This is a genomic window from Citrobacter sp. Cpo032, from assembly GCF_030332975.1.
In the GTDB taxonomy this organism is placed as follows: Bacteria; Pseudomonadota; Gammaproteobacteria; order Enterobacterales; family Enterobacteriaceae; genus Citrobacter; species Citrobacter portucalensis.
In genome coordinates, this window is the sequence record NZ_JAOWGU010000048.1 from 39,597 (window position 1) to 55,777 (window position 16,181).

Annotated in this window: 15 protein-coding genes; 10 read left to right on the forward strand and 5 right to left on the reverse strand. The window is 53.4% G+C overall.

From position 1 onward, the window contains the following. Positions 1–162: 162 nt before the first annotated feature. From malG to malE, 3 genes are all read right to left on the reverse strand, one after another. Positions 163–1,053, reverse strand: a complete 891-nt coding sequence (malG, locus tag OGY33_RS18120; protein WP_003826575.1) for a maltose ABC transporter permease MalG — start codon at positions 1,051–1,053, stop codon at positions 163–165. Positions 1,054–1,067: 14 nt separating this feature from the next. Beyond that, entirely contained in the window at positions 1,068–2,612 is a 1,545-nt protein-coding gene (malF, locus tag OGY33_RS18125; protein ID WP_048215136.1) for a maltose ABC transporter permease MalF, read from the reverse strand. A 130-nt stretch (positions 2,613–2,742) separates the two neighbouring features. Beyond that, the gene (gene malE / locus OGY33_RS18130) at positions 2,743–3,933 is read right to left on the reverse strand and encodes a maltose/maltodextrin ABC transporter substrate-binding protein MalE (RefSeq protein WP_191238941.1); all 1,191 of its coding nucleotides are present in this window, start codon (positions 3,931–3,933) and stop codon (positions 2,743–2,745) included. Positions 3,934–4,293: 360 nt separating this feature from the next. On the opposite strand from malE, the gene malK reads away from it, so the two are divergent. From malK to ubiA, 5 genes are all read left to right on the forward strand, one after another. After that, complete coding sequence (malK, locus tag OGY33_RS18135; protein ID WP_008786916.1) at positions 4,294–5,403, forward strand: maltose/maltodextrin ABC transporter ATP-binding protein MalK; 1,110 nt, start codon at positions 4,294–4,296, stop codon at positions 5,401–5,403. Positions 5,404–5,480: 77 nt separating this feature from the next. Continuing rightward, the gene (locus OGY33_RS18140; protein ID WP_191238940.1) at positions 5,481–6,836 is read left to right on the forward strand and encodes a maltoporin; all 1,356 of its coding nucleotides are present in this window, start codon (positions 5,481–5,483) and stop codon (positions 6,834–6,836) included. A gap of 113 nt (positions 6,837–6,949) precedes the next feature. Beyond that, positions 6,950–7,897, forward strand: coding sequence for a maltose operon protein MalM (malM, locus tag OGY33_RS18145; RefSeq protein ID WP_191238939.1), 948 nt, complete (start codon positions 6,950–6,952; stop codon positions 7,895–7,897). A gap of 180 nt (positions 7,898–8,077) precedes the next feature. Beyond that, on the forward strand, positions 8,078–8,575 hold the full coding sequence (gene ubiC, locus OGY33_RS18150; protein WP_032942095.1) for a chorismate lyase: 498 nt from the start codon (positions 8,078–8,080) through the stop codon (positions 8,573–8,575). A gap of 13 nt (positions 8,576–8,588) precedes the next feature. Next, entirely contained in the window at positions 8,589–9,461 is an 873-nt protein-coding gene (gene ubiA / locus OGY33_RS18155) for a 4-hydroxybenzoate octaprenyltransferase (protein ID WP_191238938.1), read from the forward strand. 55 nt (positions 9,462–9,516) lie between these two features. Here the strand turns inward: ubiA and plsB are convergent, their stop codons facing one another. Further along, the gene (gene plsB, locus OGY33_RS18160) at positions 9,517–11,937 is read right to left on the reverse strand and encodes a glycerol-3-phosphate 1-O-acyltransferase PlsB (protein ID WP_008786919.1); all 2,421 of its coding nucleotides are present in this window, start codon (positions 11,935–11,937) and stop codon (positions 9,517–9,519) included. A 170-nt stretch (positions 11,938–12,107) separates the two neighbouring features. Between plsB and OGY33_RS18165 the strand changes: the two genes are divergently transcribed. From OGY33_RS18165 to OGY33_RS18180, 4 genes are all read left to right on the forward strand, one after another. Further along, a complete protein-coding gene (locus OGY33_RS18165) occupies positions 12,108–12,476 on the forward strand; it encodes a diacylglycerol kinase (RefSeq protein ID WP_003826594.1) in 369 nt (122 codons plus the stop codon). A gap of 109 nt (positions 12,477–12,585) precedes the next feature. After that, positions 12,586–13,194 carry a transcriptional repressor LexA gene (gene lexA, locus OGY33_RS18170; RefSeq protein WP_003826596.1) on the forward strand — a complete coding sequence of 203 codons (609 nt, stop codon included), beginning with the start codon at positions 12,586–12,588 and terminating at the stop codon, positions 13,192–13,194. A 131-nt stretch (positions 13,195–13,325) separates the two neighbouring features. After that, positions 13,326–14,645: an MATE family efflux transporter DinF gene (dinF, locus tag OGY33_RS18175; protein ID WP_048227489.1), complete on the forward strand. Its 1,320-nt coding sequence runs from the start codon at positions 13,326–13,328 to the stop codon at positions 14,643–14,645. 136 nt (positions 14,646–14,781) lie between these two features. Next, the gene (locus OGY33_RS18180) at positions 14,782–14,991 is read left to right on the forward strand and encodes a CsbD family protein (protein ID WP_003031706.1); all 210 of its coding nucleotides are present in this window, start codon (positions 14,782–14,784) and stop codon (positions 14,989–14,991) included. A gap of 48 nt (positions 14,992–15,039) precedes the next feature. Here OGY33_RS18180 and zur read toward each other — a convergent pair whose 3' ends face one another. Further along, a complete protein-coding gene (zur, locus tag OGY33_RS18185) occupies positions 15,040–15,558 on the reverse strand; it encodes a zinc uptake transcriptional repressor Zur (RefSeq protein WP_003031709.1) in 519 nt (172 codons plus the stop codon). Between the two features lie 115 nt (positions 15,559–15,673). Between zur and OGY33_RS18190 the strand changes: the two genes are divergently transcribed. After that, entirely contained in the window at positions 15,674–16,162 is a 489-nt protein-coding gene (locus OGY33_RS18190) for a cupin domain-containing protein (protein WP_003031710.1), read from the forward strand. Positions 16,163–16,181: the final 19 nt, after the last annotated feature.

A 16,181-nucleotide genomic window follows, 5' to 3' on the forward strand; every position in this document is an offset into this window, starting at 1 on the left:
GCAGTGATGGAGAGCACGAAAGGAAATAATCGTAACAGTGATGCAAAATAACATAAAAAAAGGGCGCTCCGTAGAGCGCCGAATAACAGTCACAGGTTGGGATAACATAAGTTGAGGGTTGCAGTGGCATTGCCCGTTGCCGGGCAGGTACTTCGGTAAAACTTAACCTTTCACACCACCCGCGGTCAGACCGTTGACTAGCCAGCGCTGCGCCAGCAAGAACACCAGAGTGATCGGAATAGCGGAAAGTACAGCCGCGGCGGCAAAGTCGCCCCACAAATAGTTCTGTGGATTGAGGTACTGCTGCATACCTACCGCAAGGGTGTAGCTGTTCACATCACGCAGCAGCAGTGACGCGACCGGTACTTCGGTAATAGCGGCAATGAAAGACAGAATAAACACGACCGCCAGAATCGGAACGGAAAGCGGCAGCAGCACCAGGCGGAATGCCTGCCATGGCGTAGCGCCATCCAGCGCGGCCGCTTCTTCCAGTGAACCATCGATAGTTTCGAAATAGCCCTTTATCGTCCATACATGCAGCGCAATACCGCCGAGGTAGGCGAAGATCACGCCGCCGTGCGTGTTCAGGCCGATAAACGGAATGTACTGGCCCAGGCGATCAAACAAAGCATACAACGCGACCAGAGACAGCACCGCCGGGAACATCTGGAAAATCAGCATCCCTTTCAGCAGGGTTGCTTTGCCCGGGAAACGCATACGAGCAAAGGCGTAAGCACAGGTAGTGGAAAGCGTCACGATACCGATCGCGGTAATGCTGGCCACTTTCACCGAGTTCCACAGCCATAACAGTACCGGGAACGGCGGTGGCGTCACGCGGCCATCCGCGTGTTCAACGCTAAAGCCCAGCGCCAGTTTCCAGTGTTCCCAGGAGATGTTTTCCGGGATCAGGCTGCCGGTGGCAAAGTTACCTTCGCGCAGCGAGATAGCGATAACCATCAGCAGCGGGAACATGATCGCCGCGATAAAAATCAGCAGCCCTAAGTGCGTTGCGAATAAACGTAACTTTTGTGATTTCGGTTGGACCATAGCCATTGTCGTTATCTCCCTTAATCAAACTTCATACGTGTGGCTTTCAGGTTCACAATCGCCAGCGCACCAACCAGCAGGAAGATCAGCGTGGCAATCGCCGCCGCCAGACCGAAGTCCTGACCACCGCCGCCTTCAAAGGCGATACGGTAGGTGTAGCTCACGAGCAGGTCGGTATAACCGGCTGGTGTGGTGGTACCAAGACGGTCCGGACCACCGTTGGTCAACAGCTGAATCAGCACGAAGTTGTTAAAGTTAAAGGCGAAGCTGGCGATCATCAGCGGCGTCAGCGGCTTAATCAGCAGCGGTAGCGTAATCTTAAAGAAGTTCTGGAACGGACCTGCGCCATCCATCGCCGAGGCTTCATATAGGTCGTCAGGAATCGCTTTCAGCAGACCCATGCACAGGATCATCATGTATGGATAACCGAGCCAGGTGTTGACGATAATAATCATCGAACGCGCGGTGGTTGGGTCGCTGAACCAGGCCGGTTTGATGCCAAACAGCGCGCTCAGCATCATGTTGATTTCACCAAAGCTCTGGTTGAATAAGCCCTTGAAAATCAGAATCGAGATAAACGACGGTACGGCATACGGAAGAATCAGCAGGACGCGGTAAATCGCTTTGCCTTTGAGAGACTCCCACTGTACGAGACAGGCCAGCACCATGCCCACGGCAACGGTCAAAATAACGGTCAGTACCGAGAAGACCACCGTCCAGACGAAGATGGCGAAGAATGGTTTCTGGATGCCTTCGTCGGTAAACACGCGGGTGAAGTTATCCCAGCCGATGGCAACGGTGTAGCCCGGGCTGAGTTTTTCGCTACCCCAGCTACCGTCAGCGTTAATCGCCTGATAATAACCAATATCGTTGTTGGCGCGGTATTTTACGCCGCTCTGGCTGTTGGTGAGAGTGCCGTCTTCAGTGAGTGTATAAAGTGGCTGCGTGCCGGAAAACTGGCGCAGCGAACTCATGGTAACTTTGCTTTCATCCGGCAGGATGGCGGTCAATTGGGTAAGCGCCTGGCGATTCTGCGTGATGATACGCAGCGTTGCACGTTCGCCTGCCGGTAGCGCCTCGGCTTCTTTCAGTTGCAGTTTCTGCTCGCCGCCAAATTTAAAGGCGTCAGAAAGGTAATTCTTGCCGGTTTCACCGTCGGTGAGGGCCAGTTGCCACTCATCACCCGCCGGATACAGGCCAAAGTTGTAGGTTTTGCCAGCCTGGTACGAACGATCCATCAGGACTTCCTGAGCACGTTCAAATGTCAGCTGGTTGGTACTGCTGTAGTTGGTAAAAGCAATGGCGATCGTACAAACCAGCGGAAACAGGACAAACAGCCCCATACCGGCAACGCCCGGGTAAACATAGCGCCAGGCATAGGCTTTACGGTTAGCGAAAATATACAGGCCAGCAGAGCTTAAAATCAGCGTCATGATGGCAAACAGGTACTCCCCCTGAGCGTACATCAAAACAACAAGGTAACCGACCAGCAGCCCAAGCAGACCCATCACTGACCATTTCAGCGTGTCGCTTTGCCACCAGTGTTTCTTTTTAATGACATCCATGGGGTTCAATCCTCAACAACAATGAAAACCTGTTGGTCAGCGTGCCTGATGGCGCTGCGCTTATCAGGCCTACATACCCTGTAGGCCGGATAAGGCATTTATGCCGCCATCCGGCACGTTCACAACTGCATTACTTGGTGATACGACCCTGCGCGTCCTTCAGTGCGGCATCGACGGTCTGACGGCCGCTGGCTGCGTTGATCACTGCGGTACGAACGGCATACCAGAATGCGGACATCTGTGGGATGTTCGGCATGATTTCGCCTTTCTGGGCGTTATCCATGGTGGCGGCGATACGTGGGTCTTTCGCTAACTGATCCTGGAAGGATTTCAGCGCAACGGCGCCCAGCGGTTTGTCCTTGTTCACTTCATCCAGACCTTGATCGGTCAGCAGGTAGTTTTCGAGGAACTCTTTCGCCAGTTCTTTGTTCGGGCTGGCGGCGTTGATACCGGCGCTCAGAACGCCAACAAACGGTTTAGACGCTTTGCCTTTGAAGGTTGGCAGTAGCGTGACGCCGTAGTTGATTTTGCTCTTATCGATGTTGGACCACGCCCACGGACCGTTGATGGTCATCGCGGTATCGCCTTTGTTAAAGGCCGCTTCGGCGATGGAGTAATCGGTATCCGCGTTCATGTGTTTGTTCTTGATCAGATCAACCAGGAAGGTCAGACCCGCTTTCGCGCCAGCGCTATCCACGCCAACATCTTTCACGTCGTACTTGCCGTTTTCAAACTTGAACGCGTAACCGCCGTCGGCGGCAATCAGCGGCCAGGTGAAGTACGGTTCTTGCAGGTTGAACATCAGCGCGGATTTACCTTTCGCCTTCAGCTCTTTATCCAGTGCAGGAATTTCTTCCCAGGTTTTCGGTGGATTTGGAACGAGGTCTTTGTTGTAAATCAGCGACAGCGCTTCCACGGCGATCGGGTAGGCAATCAGTTTGCCGTTATAGCGTACGGCATCCCAGGTGAACGGATAGAGCTTGTCCAGGAACGCTTTGTCAGGCGTGATTTCAGCCAGCAGGCCAGACTGAGCGTAGCCGCCAAAACGGTCATGTGCCCAGAAGATGATGTCCGGACCGTCGCCAGTCGCGGCAACCTGCGGGAATTTCTCTTCCAGTTTGTCAGGGTGCTCAATAGTGACTTTGATCCCGGTGTCTTTCTCGAATTTTTTGCCCACTTCAGCGAGGCCGTTATAGCCTTTGTCGCCGTTAATCCAGATAACCAGCTTACCTTCTTCAATCTTGGCGAGAGCCGAGGCGGAAAACATCATCGTCGTTAATGCAGACAATGCGAGGATGCGTGCGCCAGTTTTGATTTTCATAGTTCCCATCCTGTTTGGTGATTTTGCAGAGGTGGCTTAACGGTTACTAGTTTCTTTATACGACAACCTCTTTCCATCCTCCTTACCCCTACGCCCCACCCGCTCTTTATGTGATCTGTGTTACATAAATGTGAGTATTGCGTACTGGCGCACATAAAAACCCACCGATTTTTGCAGGCTGCATCACGAAATTCCTCTGAGGCTGGTGGCCCGGGTCTCAGACGCTGCTCTCTCATCCTCCCGCCTCCTCCCCCATAAAAAAGCCGGGGGGTGGAGGATTCACGCAGTCAAGGGATCGCGCATAGTCAGCCCATCATGAATGTTGCTGTCGATGACAGGTTGTAACGAAGGGAGAAGGGCATGGCGAGCGTACAGCTACGAAATGTAACGAAAGCCTGGGGTGACGTGGTGGTATCGAAAGATATCAATCTCGACATTCACGAAGGGGAATTCGTGGTGTTTGTCGGACCGTCAGGCTGCGGTAAGTCGACCTTGCTGCGTATGATCGCCGGACTTGAAACCATCACCAGTGGTGACCTGTTTATCGGGGAGACCCGGATGAACGACATTCCGCCCGCCGAACGCGGTGTGGGCATGGTCTTTCAGTCCTACGCGTTGTATCCCCATTTGTCTGTCGCGGAGAACATGTCGTTCGGCCTCAAACTGGCCGGGGCGAAAAAAGAGGTGATGAACCAGCGCGTGAATCAGGTTGCGGAAGTTCTGCAACTGGCGCACCTGCTGGAGCGTAAACCGAAAGCGCTTTCCGGCGGACAACGTCAGCGTGTGGCGATTGGCCGTACGCTGGTCGCCGAACCGCGCGTATTCCTGCTGGACGAACCACTGTCGAACCTCGACGCTGCTCTGCGCGTGCAGATGCGTATTGAAATATCCCGCCTGCATAAACGTCTCGGCCGCACGATGATTTACGTCACCCACGATCAGGTCGAAGCGATGACGCTGGCCGACAAAATTGTGGTGCTGGATGCCGGTCGCGTCGCGCAGGTTGGTAAGCCTCTGGAACTGTATCACTACCCGGCTGACCGCTTTGTCGCGGGCTTTATCGGTTCGCCAAAAATGAACTTCCTGCCTGTGAAAGTTACCGCAACGGCGATTGACCAGGTGCAGGTTGAATTACCAAACCGCCAGCAAGTCTGGCTCCCGGTAGACAGCCATGCGGTACAGGTTGGCGCCAACATGTCTTTAGGTATCCGCCCGGAACATCTGCTGCCCAGCGATATCGCCGATGTCACCCTCGAAGGTGAAGTGCAGGTGGTCGAGCAGCTTGGTCACGAAACACAAATTCATATCCAGATCCCCGCCATCCGTCAAAACCTGGTTTACCGCCAGAACGACGTGGTGTTGGTAGAAGAGGGTGCCACATTCGCTATCGGCCTGCCGCCAGAGCGTTGCCATCTGTTCCGTGAGGATGGCACTGCATGTCGTCGGTTGCACCAAGAGCCGGGCGTTTAAGGTGTCCCATTAAAAAAAACGCAAATCCGTCAAGGTGAAGCGTTCAAAGAAAAGCAATGATCTCAGGAGATAGAACGATGATTACTCTGCGCAAACTCCCTCTGGCGGTTGCTGTAGCAGCAGGCATTATGTCTGTTCAGGCAATGGCTGTGGATTTCCATGGTTATGCTCGTTCCGGCATTGGCTGGACAGGTAGCGGCGGTGAACAACAATGTTTCCAGGCAACAGGTGCACAAAGTAAATACCGTCTTGGTAACGAATGTGAAACCTATGCGGAAATTAAATTAGGTCAGGAAGTGTGGAAAGAGGGCGATAAGAGCTTCTACTTCGACACTAACGTTGCCTACTCCGTTGCACAGCAAAATGACTGGGAAGCGACCGATCCTGCTTTCCGCGAAGCCAACGTGCAGGGTAAAAACCTGATTGAATGGCTGCCGGGTTCCACCATCTGGGCCGGTAAACGTTTCTATCAGCGTCATGACGTCCACATGATCGACTTCTACTACTGGGATATTTCAGGTCCTGGTGCCGGTATTGAAAACATCGATCTGGGCTTCGGTAAACTGTCTCTGGCCGCAACCCGTTCTCAGGAAGCGGGTGGTTCTTACACCTTCAGTAGCCAGAATATCTACGACACATCCAAAGATACTGCGAACGACGTATTCGACATGCGTTTAGCGCAGATGGCCATTAACCCGGACGGCATGCTGGAACTGGGTGTTGACTACGGTCGTGCGAATAAAACTGACGGTTATAGCTACGCGGATAGCGCTTCTAAAGATGGCTGGATGTTCACTGCAGAACATACTCAGAGCATGCTGAAGGGCTATAACAAGTTCGTGGTTCAGTATGCAACTGATGCGATGACCACGCAGGGTAAAGGTGGCTCGCAGGGTACTTACGGTTCAACCTTCGATACCCAGGCAACACCAAATGATCCCGTTATCCATCATGTAAACAGCAACATCAATAACAACGGTAGCCTGGTGCGCGTACTTGACCACGGTGCTATCTCTCTGGGCGACAAGTGGGACCTGATGTACGTCGGTATGTATCAGAATATCGACATGGATAACGACCTGGGTACTGAATGGTACACCGTGGGTATTCGTCCGATGTACAAATGGACACCAATCATGAGCACCCTGATGGAAGTCGGCTACGACAACGTCAAATCTCAACAGACTGGCGATCGCAACAGCCAATACAAAATCACCCTGGCGCAACAGTGGCAGGCAGGCGACAGCATCTGGTCTCGTCCGGCAATCCGCGTCTTTGCAACCTATGCCAAATGGGATGAAGAATGGGGCTACGTTAAAAATGGTAACAACGTATCTAAATACGCAGCTGCAACGAACTCTGGTATCAGCACAACCAGCCGTGGCGACAGCGATGAGTGGTCCTTCGGTGCTCAGATGGAAATCTGGTGGTAATTCAGCACTAACCTGACGTAAAGACCGAAAGAGGGGCGTAAGCCCCTCTTGATTACGGTTTAGCGCGCTATTGCCTGGCCACCGCTGAACCCATGCTATCTGAGGTGATAACAATGAAAATGAAGAAAAGTCTCGTTGCCCTTTGTTTATCTGCAGGGTTATTTGCCAGCGCGCCTGGCATCAGCCTGGCCGATGTGAATATTGTTCCGCAGAACACTACCGCGGCGCCTGTTATTCCTACAGCTGCGTTGCAACAGCTAACCTGGACGCCCGTTGATCAATCCAAAACTCAGTCCACGCAGCTTGCGAGCGCGGGCCAGCGTTTGGATGTTGCTGGTATTACTGGCCCGGTCGCGGCCTATAGCGTACCGGCGAACATTGGCGAACTGACCCTGACGCTGTCCAGTGAAGTGAACAAACAAACCAGCGTATTTGCGCCAAACGTCTTAATTCTTGATCAGAACATGACGCCATCTGCGTTCTTCCCCAGCAGCTATTTCACCTACCAGGAGCCCGGCGTGATGAGTGCCGATCGTCTGGAAGGCGTAATGCGTCTGACGCCAGCGCTGGGCCAGCAAAAACTGTATGTTCTGGTCTTTACCACAGATAAAGATCTCCAGCAGACCACGACCCTGCTCGACCCGGCGAAAGCTTATGCCAAGGGCGTCGGTAACGCTGTTCCCGATATTCCGGACCCGATCGCCCGCCACACCACCGATGGTCTGTTGAAATTAAAAGTCAAAACCAGCTCGTCCTCCAGTGTGTTGGTGGGGCCGCTGTTCGGTTCTTCCGGCCCTGGCCCTGTCACTGTCGGCAATACCGCTGCGCCTGCAGTGACTTATGCGGCTCCGGCAGCAGCCGTTGCCGCTCCAGCGCCGCAGCCGGTGAAGAAAAGTGAGCCGATGCTGAACGACACGGAAAGCTATTTTAATCAGGCGATTAAGGATGCAGTTGCAAAAGGCGATGTTGATAAAGCGCTGAAGCTGCTTGATGAAGCGGAACGTCTGGGATCCAAATCTGCCCGATCCACCTTTATCAGCAGTGTAAAAGGCAAGGGGTAAACATCTCCCCACATTGTTGATTTTGCAACAACTGGTGCGTCTCCTGGCGCACCTTTTTTTATCCTTCGGTGCGAATTGTTACACTTATGTTGCCCTACCGATCACTTAATCGTGTTTGCTCACCCCGTAATGCCTTTTCTGCGATACAATGCCTTTAGGTTATAAATCGGAGAGTAAGGCATGCCACACCCTGCGTTAACGCAACTGCGTGCGCTGCGTTATTTTGATGCGATTCCGGCGCTGGACGCCCAACTGCTCGACTGGTTGTTACTGGAAGATTCCATGACCAAACGTTTTGAGCAGCAGGGCAAAGAAGTCACCGTCACGTTGATTCGCGAAGCGTTCGTTGGGCAAAATGAGGTGGCTGAAGAACTGACTCTGCTGCCCAAAGAGTCCCGCTATTGGTTACGCGAAATCCTGTTATGCGCGGATGGTGAACCCTGGCTTGCTGGGCGTACCGTGGTGCCTGAATCAACCTTGTGCGGCCCTGAACTGGCCTTACAGAACCTGGGGAAAACCCCGCTCGGACGCTACCTGTTTACGTCATCGACATTGACCCGAGATTTTATTGAGATTGGCCGCGATGCAGCGCTGTGGGGGCGTCGTTCCCGCCTGCGGCTGAGCGGTAAGCCACTGATGCTTACCGAGCTTTTTCTGCCTGCGTCGCCGTTGTACTGAGAGGAAAATAAAGATGGAGTGGAGTCTGACGCAGAATAAGCTGCTGGCGTTTCACCGCTTGATGCGTACGGATAAGCCAATCGGCGCCTTACTGCTGCTCTGGCCTACGCTGTGGGCTCTGTGGGTGGCGACCCCAGGCATGCCGCAACTGTGGATTCTGGCGGTTTTTGTCGCTGGCGTTTGGTTAATGCGCGCCGCCGGATGCGTGGTGAATGATTATGCCGACAGGAAATTTGACGGGCACGTCAAACGCACCGCGAATCGACCGCTGCCGAGTGGGGCTGTCACCGAGAAAGAAGCCCGAACGCTGTTTGTGGTACTGGTGCTGCTGGCCTTCCTGCTGGTTTTGACCCTCAACACGATGACCATTTTGTTGTCCGTTGCGGCATTAGCATTAGCGTGGGTTTACCCGTTTATGAAGCGCTATACGCATCTGCCGCAGGTGGTGCTGGGGGCGGCGTTTGGCTGGTCGATCCCGATGGCGTTCGCCGCCGTGAGTGAATCCGTACCGCTGAGTTGCTGGCTGATGTTCCTTGCGAATATTCTCTGGGCGGTGGCCTATGATACGCAGTACGCCATGGTTGACCGGGATGATGACCTGAAGATCGGCATTAAATCGACCGCGATCCTGTTCGGTCAGAACGACAAGCTGATTATTGGTATTTTGCAGGTAGGCGTGCTGGTGCTGATGGCGCAGGTGGGCTGGTTAAACGGGTTGGGACTGGGCTATTACTGGTCTCTGTTGGTGGCGGGCGCGCTGTTTGTCTATCAGCAGAAACTGATCGTTAACCGTGAACGTGATGCCTGCTTTAAAGCGTTTATGAACAATAACTACGTCGGCCTGGTGCTGTTCTTAGGCCTGGCAATGAGCTACTGGCATTTTTGATTTTGGCTTAGCCTGCAAAATAAAAAACCGGTCATTCCGACCGGTTTTTTTATGCTTACTCGCCCTGAGTGGCGCTCTCGATGGTCAGACGCACATCTGACGTGACCAGTTCGGCCAGCATCTGATAGATCTTCATCGTCTCTTCCGGTTCGGCATCTCCGGTATCGCTGATGAATCCCTCGTCACGCAGCGTCAGCACCAGAGAGCTGAACACGGCTTTATCGAAGAATTCCGGCGCGTTAATGCCGTGCAGCACTGAGAGGCGTTGCGCCACGGTGCGGCTTTCTTTCTCCAGCGTGCCACGGTTGATGGACGGGTTCGCGCTCAGCAGCCAGAAGGTAATGGCGTAGCGCTGCAACGTCTCGCGAGCACCTGCGGCCAGCAGCTGTAGCGTGCGGGAGCGGGCTGGATTGATATGCAGTTCGTCATCGGTCAGGGTGATGAGTCCCTGGCGCTGCATTTCGCTGGCCAGTTCGTCAATCACCCCGGCAAGCTCATCACGCTCCCAGCGTAAGAACAGCTCCGCTTTTAACATCGGGTACAGCGCATCAATATGCTGCTGCAACGCGGCGCGTGAAATACGACGATGCTGAGTCACAATGGCTGCCATCAAAGAAGGCAGAACCAGCATATGCGCAATGTTATTGCGGTAGTAAGTCATCAAGACCGCCTGCTCGCGCGGCAGAATAATGATGTCACCGATGGTGTCTTTCTCGACCTCAAACTTGTTCATCTGCAAGGCGTGGTCGATCAGTTCACTGGCGCTCTGTGCCGGCACCGTCGAATCCGCAGCATACGGCACGTTGCGCAGCAGGCTCAGGTAGCAGTCGAGTTGTTCGGTCAGCTGTTCACGGGTCAGAGAGCGCTGGCGAGAGGCCAGTAAAGCAGTACAGCACAGGTTCATGGCGTTGGCCGCGCCTGCGTTGTTAATGCGCACCATCAAATCGGCGGCAATGTTATTCACCGTCGGCGTCAGCCAGGCCGGGCGGATAGACTCGATAGGGTCGATAGATTCACGCCACTCCGGCACATGCTGGTTGAGGTAAGTCATCAATGGCATTGGTTCACCAAAGTTGACGTAGCCCTGACCCAGGTTACGCAGCTTGCTTAAGCCACGCAGCATTTGCGGCAGGCTTTCTTTCTCTTTCGTCGCGCCACGCAGCTCTTTTGCGTAGGTGCCCACTTCCATTACGTGCTCATAGCCGATGTAAATAGGAACGAGGGTAATCGGACGTGTACCGCCGCGCAGCATCGCCTGAATAGTCATCGACAGCGTGCCGGTTTTCGGGTCGAGCAGACGACCGGTACGTGAACGGCCCCCTTCGACAAAGTACTCAACCGAGTAGCCGCGGCTGAACAGCTCGCCCAGGTATTCGCGGAAAACGGTAGAATAGAGCTTGTTGCCCTTGAAGGTACGACGAATAAAGAACGCGCCCAGACGGCGGAAAATCGGACCCGCTGGCCAGAAGTTCAGGTTGATACCGGCTGCGATGTGCGGCGGCACCAGACCCTGGTGGTACAGAACGTACGACAGCAGCATATAGTCCATATGGCTGCGGTGGCACGGAACGTACACGATTTCATGCCCATCGTGCGCCAACTGGCGTACACGTTCAGCATTGTGAACGTTAATCCCCTGATACAGACGGTTCCAGGTAAAGCCCAGAATACGGTCCGTCAAACGAATCATTTCGTAGGAGAAGTTGGCGGCAATCTCTTCCATCAGCGCAATGGCATTTTGCTGCGCTTTTTCGTGGGAGATTTTTTTACTGCGCGCTTCATCTTCTACCGCACGAGCGATCGCTTTTGAAGCTAACAGCTTATTAAACAGATCCTGGCGGGCAGGGAGGCGCGGGCCGACAGCGGCCAGGCGCTGGCGAGCAAAGTGCATACGCGCCACGCGTGCCAGCTTCTGAGCGATGATCTTATCCGTACCGTGTTCATCCGCCATACGGCGCAGAGAGACCGACGGGGAGAAGCGGACAAAACTGTCGCGACCCAACCAGGACACCGCAAAGAATTTCTGTACGCCGTTTAGCATACGTAACGGCGGATTGACCTCGCCTTTTTCACGCCCTGGCGCACGGCCAAACATCACCGAAACTGGCACCATCTGCACATCCAGATCTGGATTGCTGCGATGCAAGTCGAGATAGTTGTGGAACAGCTTGATGGACTCTTCTTTCGGCGTGTAATAGGTGAATACACGCGGACCGCCGTGAATAAACACGTAGCGCGGTAACAGCGTTCCGTCTATCTCTAGTGGTTCCAGGGGATCGGGGAGGTCGTGCACCAGACATTGGGCACGCAGCGTCAGCAAGTCAGCTTTCGAATTGTACGGTAGGACGTACATAATGGGACGCGAAGTATCGAGTCCCAATTCCGGAGCAGGTTCTGCTGGAATAGACTTGCTTTTTACCAGGACGCTTAATGGTAAATTCAGTAATTTGTAGTAAATTCGTGGCCAGCCGGACATAAACGATGTAAAGCCTCTGGTTAATAATGCAAATGCGCTGCAAGGATATCAGAAAGTTTAGTGAATTTCTGTGGTATCCGGTCATACTTCGCGCTGCTTTGCCACACCCTGAACAAACGGGGTAACGTTACAATGACATTGACGCTAATAATGTAAAAAGGTTCTTTTTGATGGCCAATAATACCACTGGATTCACCCGAATTATCAAAGCTGCAGGTTATTCCTGGAAAGGTTTTCGCGCCGCATGGATTAATGAGGCGGCATTCCGTCAGGAAAGTGTTGCTGTCCTGCTGGGCGTCGCCATCGCCTGCTGGCTGGATGTTGATGCAATTACCCGCGTGTTGTTGATTGGTTCTGTGATGCTGGTGATGATCGTTGAAATCCTCAACAGTGCGATTGAAGCGGTGGTTGATCGTATTGGTTCTGAGTACCACGAACTTTCCGGTCGGGCGAAAGATATGGGGTCGGCTGCGGTATTGCTGTCTATTTTTGTCGCTCTAATCACCTGGGGCATCCTGTTGTGGTCGCATTTGCGATAAGGCTTCCACAACTGCATAAATCTCCTGTTTTTTGTGCAGTTTGCGGTTCCAAAATCGCCTTTAGCTGTATATACTCACAGCATAACTGTATATACACCCAGGGGGCGGAATGAAAGCGTTAACGGCCAGGCAACAAGAGGTGTTTGATCTCATTAGAGATCACATCAGCCAGACAGGTATGCCACCGACGCGTGCGGAGATCGCGCAGCGTTTGGGGTTCCGTTCCCCAAACGCAGCTGAAGAACACCTGAAAGCGCTGGCGCGTAAAGGTGTGCTGGAAATTGTATCCGGCGCATCGCGCGGTATTCGACTGTTGCAGGAAGAAGAAGAAGGGTTACCGCTTGTGGGGCGCGTGGCAGCCGGTGAGCCACTTCTGGCGCAGCAGCACATCGAAGGCCACTATCAAGTCGATCCTTCACTGTTCAAACCGAACGCCGATTTTCTTCTGCGCGTTAGCGGTATGTCGATGAAAGATATCGGGATTATGGACGGTGATTTACTCGCTGTGCATAAAACCCAGGACGTGCGTAACGGCCAGGTTGTTGTTGCCCGTATTGATGACGAAGTTACGGTTAAGCGACTGAAAAAGCAGGGAAACAAGGTTGAACTCCTGCCAGAAAACAGCGAATTCAAACCTATCGTTGTCGACCTGCGCGAACAAAACTTCACTATTGAAGGGCTGGCAGTAGGCGTCATCCGTAACGGTGAATGGCTGTAATTTTCTGTTGAATCCCTGTAGGCCGGATAAGACGATGACGTCGCCATCCGGCAACGTGCCCGGTAGCGCTGCGCTTGCCGGGCCTGCATCACATTATCCAGTACGTCTAACTTCTTCTCAGGCCCTCCTGTATGCCTTTCTTTACCTCTTCTGATAAAGCACTCTGGCACCTCGCCTTACCCATGATCTTTTCCAATATCACCGTTCCCTTGCTGGGACTGGTGGATACCGCGGTGATTGGTCATCTGGATAGTCCGGTCTATCTTGGCGGTGTTGCGGTTGGTGCTACGGCAACCAGTTTTCTTTTTATGCTGCTGCTTTTTTTGCGCATGAGCACCACCGGTCTTACCGCCCAGGCATTTGGTGCGAAAAATCCGCAGGCGCTGGCGCGCGCACTGGTGCAGCCGCTCATGCTGGCGCTGGGAGCAGGGTTGCTTATCGCACTTTTTCGTACGCCGATTATCGATCTGGCTCTGCACATTGTTGGCGGAAGTGAAGCGGTACTGGAGCAGGCCCGACGTTTCCTCGAAATTCGCTGGTTAAGCGCACCCGCCTCGCTGGCGAATCTGGTGCTGCTCGGCTGGCTGCTTGGCGTTCAGTATGCGCGTGCGCCGGTTATCTTGTTGATTGTCGGTAATATTCTCAACATTGTGCTCGATATATGGCTGGTGATGGGCCTGCATATGAACGTGCAAGGTGCGGCACTGGCAACGGTGATTGCTGAATATGCCACCTTGCTGATCGGCCTGATGATGGTGCGCAAAGTCCTGCATATGCGCGGAATTTCGCTGGCAATGCTGAAGCAGGCGTGGCGTGGCAACTTCCGCCGTTTGCTGGCGCTTAACCGTGACATCATGTTGCGCTCGCTACTGCTGCAGCTCTGTTTTGGCGCAATCACGGTGCTGGGTGCGCGTCTGGGAGGCGATATCATTGCGGTTAATGCCGTTCTGATGACCCTTTTAACCTTTACCGCCTACGCGCTGGATGGATTTGCCTATGCCGTGGAAGCGCATTCGGGCCAGGCCTATGGGGCGCGAGATGGTAGCCAGTTGCAGGACGTCTGGCGGGCGGCCTGCCGACAGTCCGGTATTGTGGCTATTTTGTTTTCGCTGGTTTATGCCCTGTTTGGCGAGCAGATTGTTGCGCTGCTGACCTCGCTGCCGCAGATCCAACAGCTGGCCGATCGCTATCTTTTCTGGCAGGTGGTGTTACCGCTGGTGGGTGTCTGGTGTTATCTGCTCGACGGAATGTTTATTGGCGCGACGCGCGCGGCAGAAATGCGCAACAGTATGGCCGTTGCTGCCACAGGATTCGCATTAACGCTGCTGACTTTGCCGTGGCTGGGAAACCATGGCTTGTGGTTGGCGTTAACCGTTTTCCTGGCGTTGCGCGGGCTTTCACTGGCCTTTATCTGGCGACGTCACTGGCGTAATGGAACCTGGTTTGCCTGAGCGGGATGGTTAAAAATTCCGAATAGTAAATAAAACCCAGAATCACTGACTACACTTATTCTCACGTCCAGCAAAAACAGCATGTGTCTGGGCATGGCACTCTCGCTATTCACAACCTAACGATGAGGACTTGATGATGAATAAAGACGAAGTCGGCGGCAACTGGAAGCAGTTTAAAGGTAAAGTGAAAGAGCAATGGGGCAAACTGACCGATGATGATATGACGGTCATTGAAGGTAAACGTGACCAACTGGTCGGTAAAGTCCAGGAGCGTTACGGTTACGCGAAAGATCAGGCGGAGAAAGAAGTTAACGATTGGGAAAAACGTAATGATTACCGCTGGTAATTAACCCTTCCCTCCTGAGAGTACAAGGATGTACGCTCTCCCGCTTACCTAGCGCCCAACTTTCTTCTTCACCTGAATCGTATGGTCATGCTGGCACTCGCCAGGATGGCGGCAAGATTCAACTTCCACACAGGCCGGACACAGCCCGTGGGCTTCAATAACGTTATGCCGCAGTGCAAAGCCCATTTTTGCTGCTAGTGTATGCATGATGTCTTCCACGCCTTCCGCACACTCTTCTTTTACCACGCCACAGCGGTCGCAAATGAACATTGCTGAACTGTGGGTTGGCTGATCGAACAGATGACAAAGCACATAGCTATTGGTGGATTCCACCTTGTGCACGAAACCTTGTTCCAGCAGAAAATCGAGCGCACGATATACGGTAGGTGGTTTAGCCTGTGGCTCAGTTTCCCGCAACAGGTCGAGCAGGTCATAGGCGCTGATCGCACCTTCCTGCAGGCTCATCAGGCGCAGTACTTCGAGGCGTTGTGGCGTAAGCCGCACGTTGCGTTGCGCGCAGAGTTTTTCAGCTTGAGCCAATAACTCTTGCGTAGTGGTTTTGTCCATTTGGCGCCTCGATTTGCGTGGAAGGTTAATCCCTTACTTTAACATGTTCTGCTTAAAACGCCGAGATCCACCGTGGTGTGCTATACCTGACGCATCGCAATACTGGAAAATAACCATGAAAAGACCCGATTGTATTCGCCACTGGCGTGAGGTTGAGGGGGCTGATGACTCCACTTATCCTGACAGCGATGAGCTATTTGCTATTGGTGCGCCGCTTGCCCGCAAGTTGGGGTTAGGACGACTCGGTATTCATCATGAACGCCTGCCGCCGGGTCGGCGCACGTCGTACCCGCACGCTGAAAGCGATGAAGAAGAATTTATCTACGTGCTGGAAGGTTATCCTGAGGCCTGGATTAACGGGTATTTATGGAAGCTGGAACCGGGCGACAGCGTCGGTTTCCCGGCAGGTACAGGCGTGTGCCATACCTTTATCAATAACACCAGTGAAGAGGTGCGCCTGTTAGTCGTGGGTGAGGCGAACAAAAAATACAACCGCATTTATTATCCGCTTAACCCGGTCTACGCCGCTACACGTGAGGATCGCTGGGTCGACCATCCGCCACAGTTTTTTGGATCTCACGACGGAAAACCGGGGCGTAAATAGCTTTTGTTTAGGGTCAGGG

Bases quoted from the DNA above. Each gene is read 5' to 3' on its own strand.
- malK (WP_008786916.1), top strand. From the start codon at position 4,294: ATGGCGAGCGTACAGCTACGAAATGTAACGAAAGCCTGGGGTGACGTG.
- malE (WP_191238941.1), bottom strand. From the start codon at position 3,933: ATGAAAATCAAAACTGGCGCACGCATCCTCGCATTGTCTGCATTAACG.
- lexA (WP_003826596.1), top strand. From the start codon at position 12,586: ATGAAAGCGTTAACGGCCAGGCAACAAGAGGTGTTTGATCTCATTAGA.
- malG (WP_003826575.1), bottom strand. From the start codon at position 1,053: ATGGCTATGGTCCAACCGAAATCACAAAAGTTACGTTTATTCGCAACG.
- zur (WP_003031709.1), bottom strand. From the start codon at position 15,558: ATGGACAAAACCACTACGCAAGAGTTATTGGCTCAAGCTGAAAAACTC.
- ubiA (WP_191238938.1), top strand. From the start codon at position 8,589: ATGGAGTGGAGTCTGACGCAGAATAAGCTGCTGGCGTTTCACCGCTTG.
- OGY33_RS18140 (WP_191238940.1), top strand. From the start codon at position 5,481: ATGATTACTCTGCGCAAACTCCCTCTGGCGGTTGCTGTAGCAGCAGGC.
- ubiC (WP_032942095.1), top strand. From the start codon at position 8,078: ATGCCACACCCTGCGTTAACGCAACTGCGTGCGCTGCGTTATTTTGAT.
- OGY33_RS18165 (WP_003826594.1), top strand. From the start codon at position 12,108: ATGGCCAATAATACCACTGGATTCACCCGAATTATCAAAGCTGCAGGT.
- dinF (WP_048227489.1), top strand. From the start codon at position 13,326: ATGCCTTTCTTTACCTCTTCTGATAAAGCACTCTGGCACCTCGCCTTA.
- OGY33_RS18180 (WP_003031706.1), top strand. From the start codon at position 14,782: ATGAATAAAGACGAAGTCGGCGGCAACTGGAAGCAGTTTAAAGGTAAA.
- malM (WP_191238939.1), top strand. From the start codon at position 6,950: ATGAAAATGAAGAAAAGTCTCGTTGCCCTTTGTTTATCTGCAGGGTTA.
- OGY33_RS18190 (WP_003031710.1), top strand. From the start codon at position 15,674: ATGAAAAGACCCGATTGTATTCGCCACTGGCGTGAGGTTGAGGGGGCT.
- plsB (WP_008786919.1), bottom strand. From the start codon at position 11,937: ATGTCCGGCTGGCCACGAATTTACTACAAATTACTGAATTTACCATTA.
- malF (WP_048215136.1), bottom strand. From the start codon at position 2,612: ATGGATGTCATTAAAAAGAAACACTGGTGGCAAAGCGACACGCTGAAA.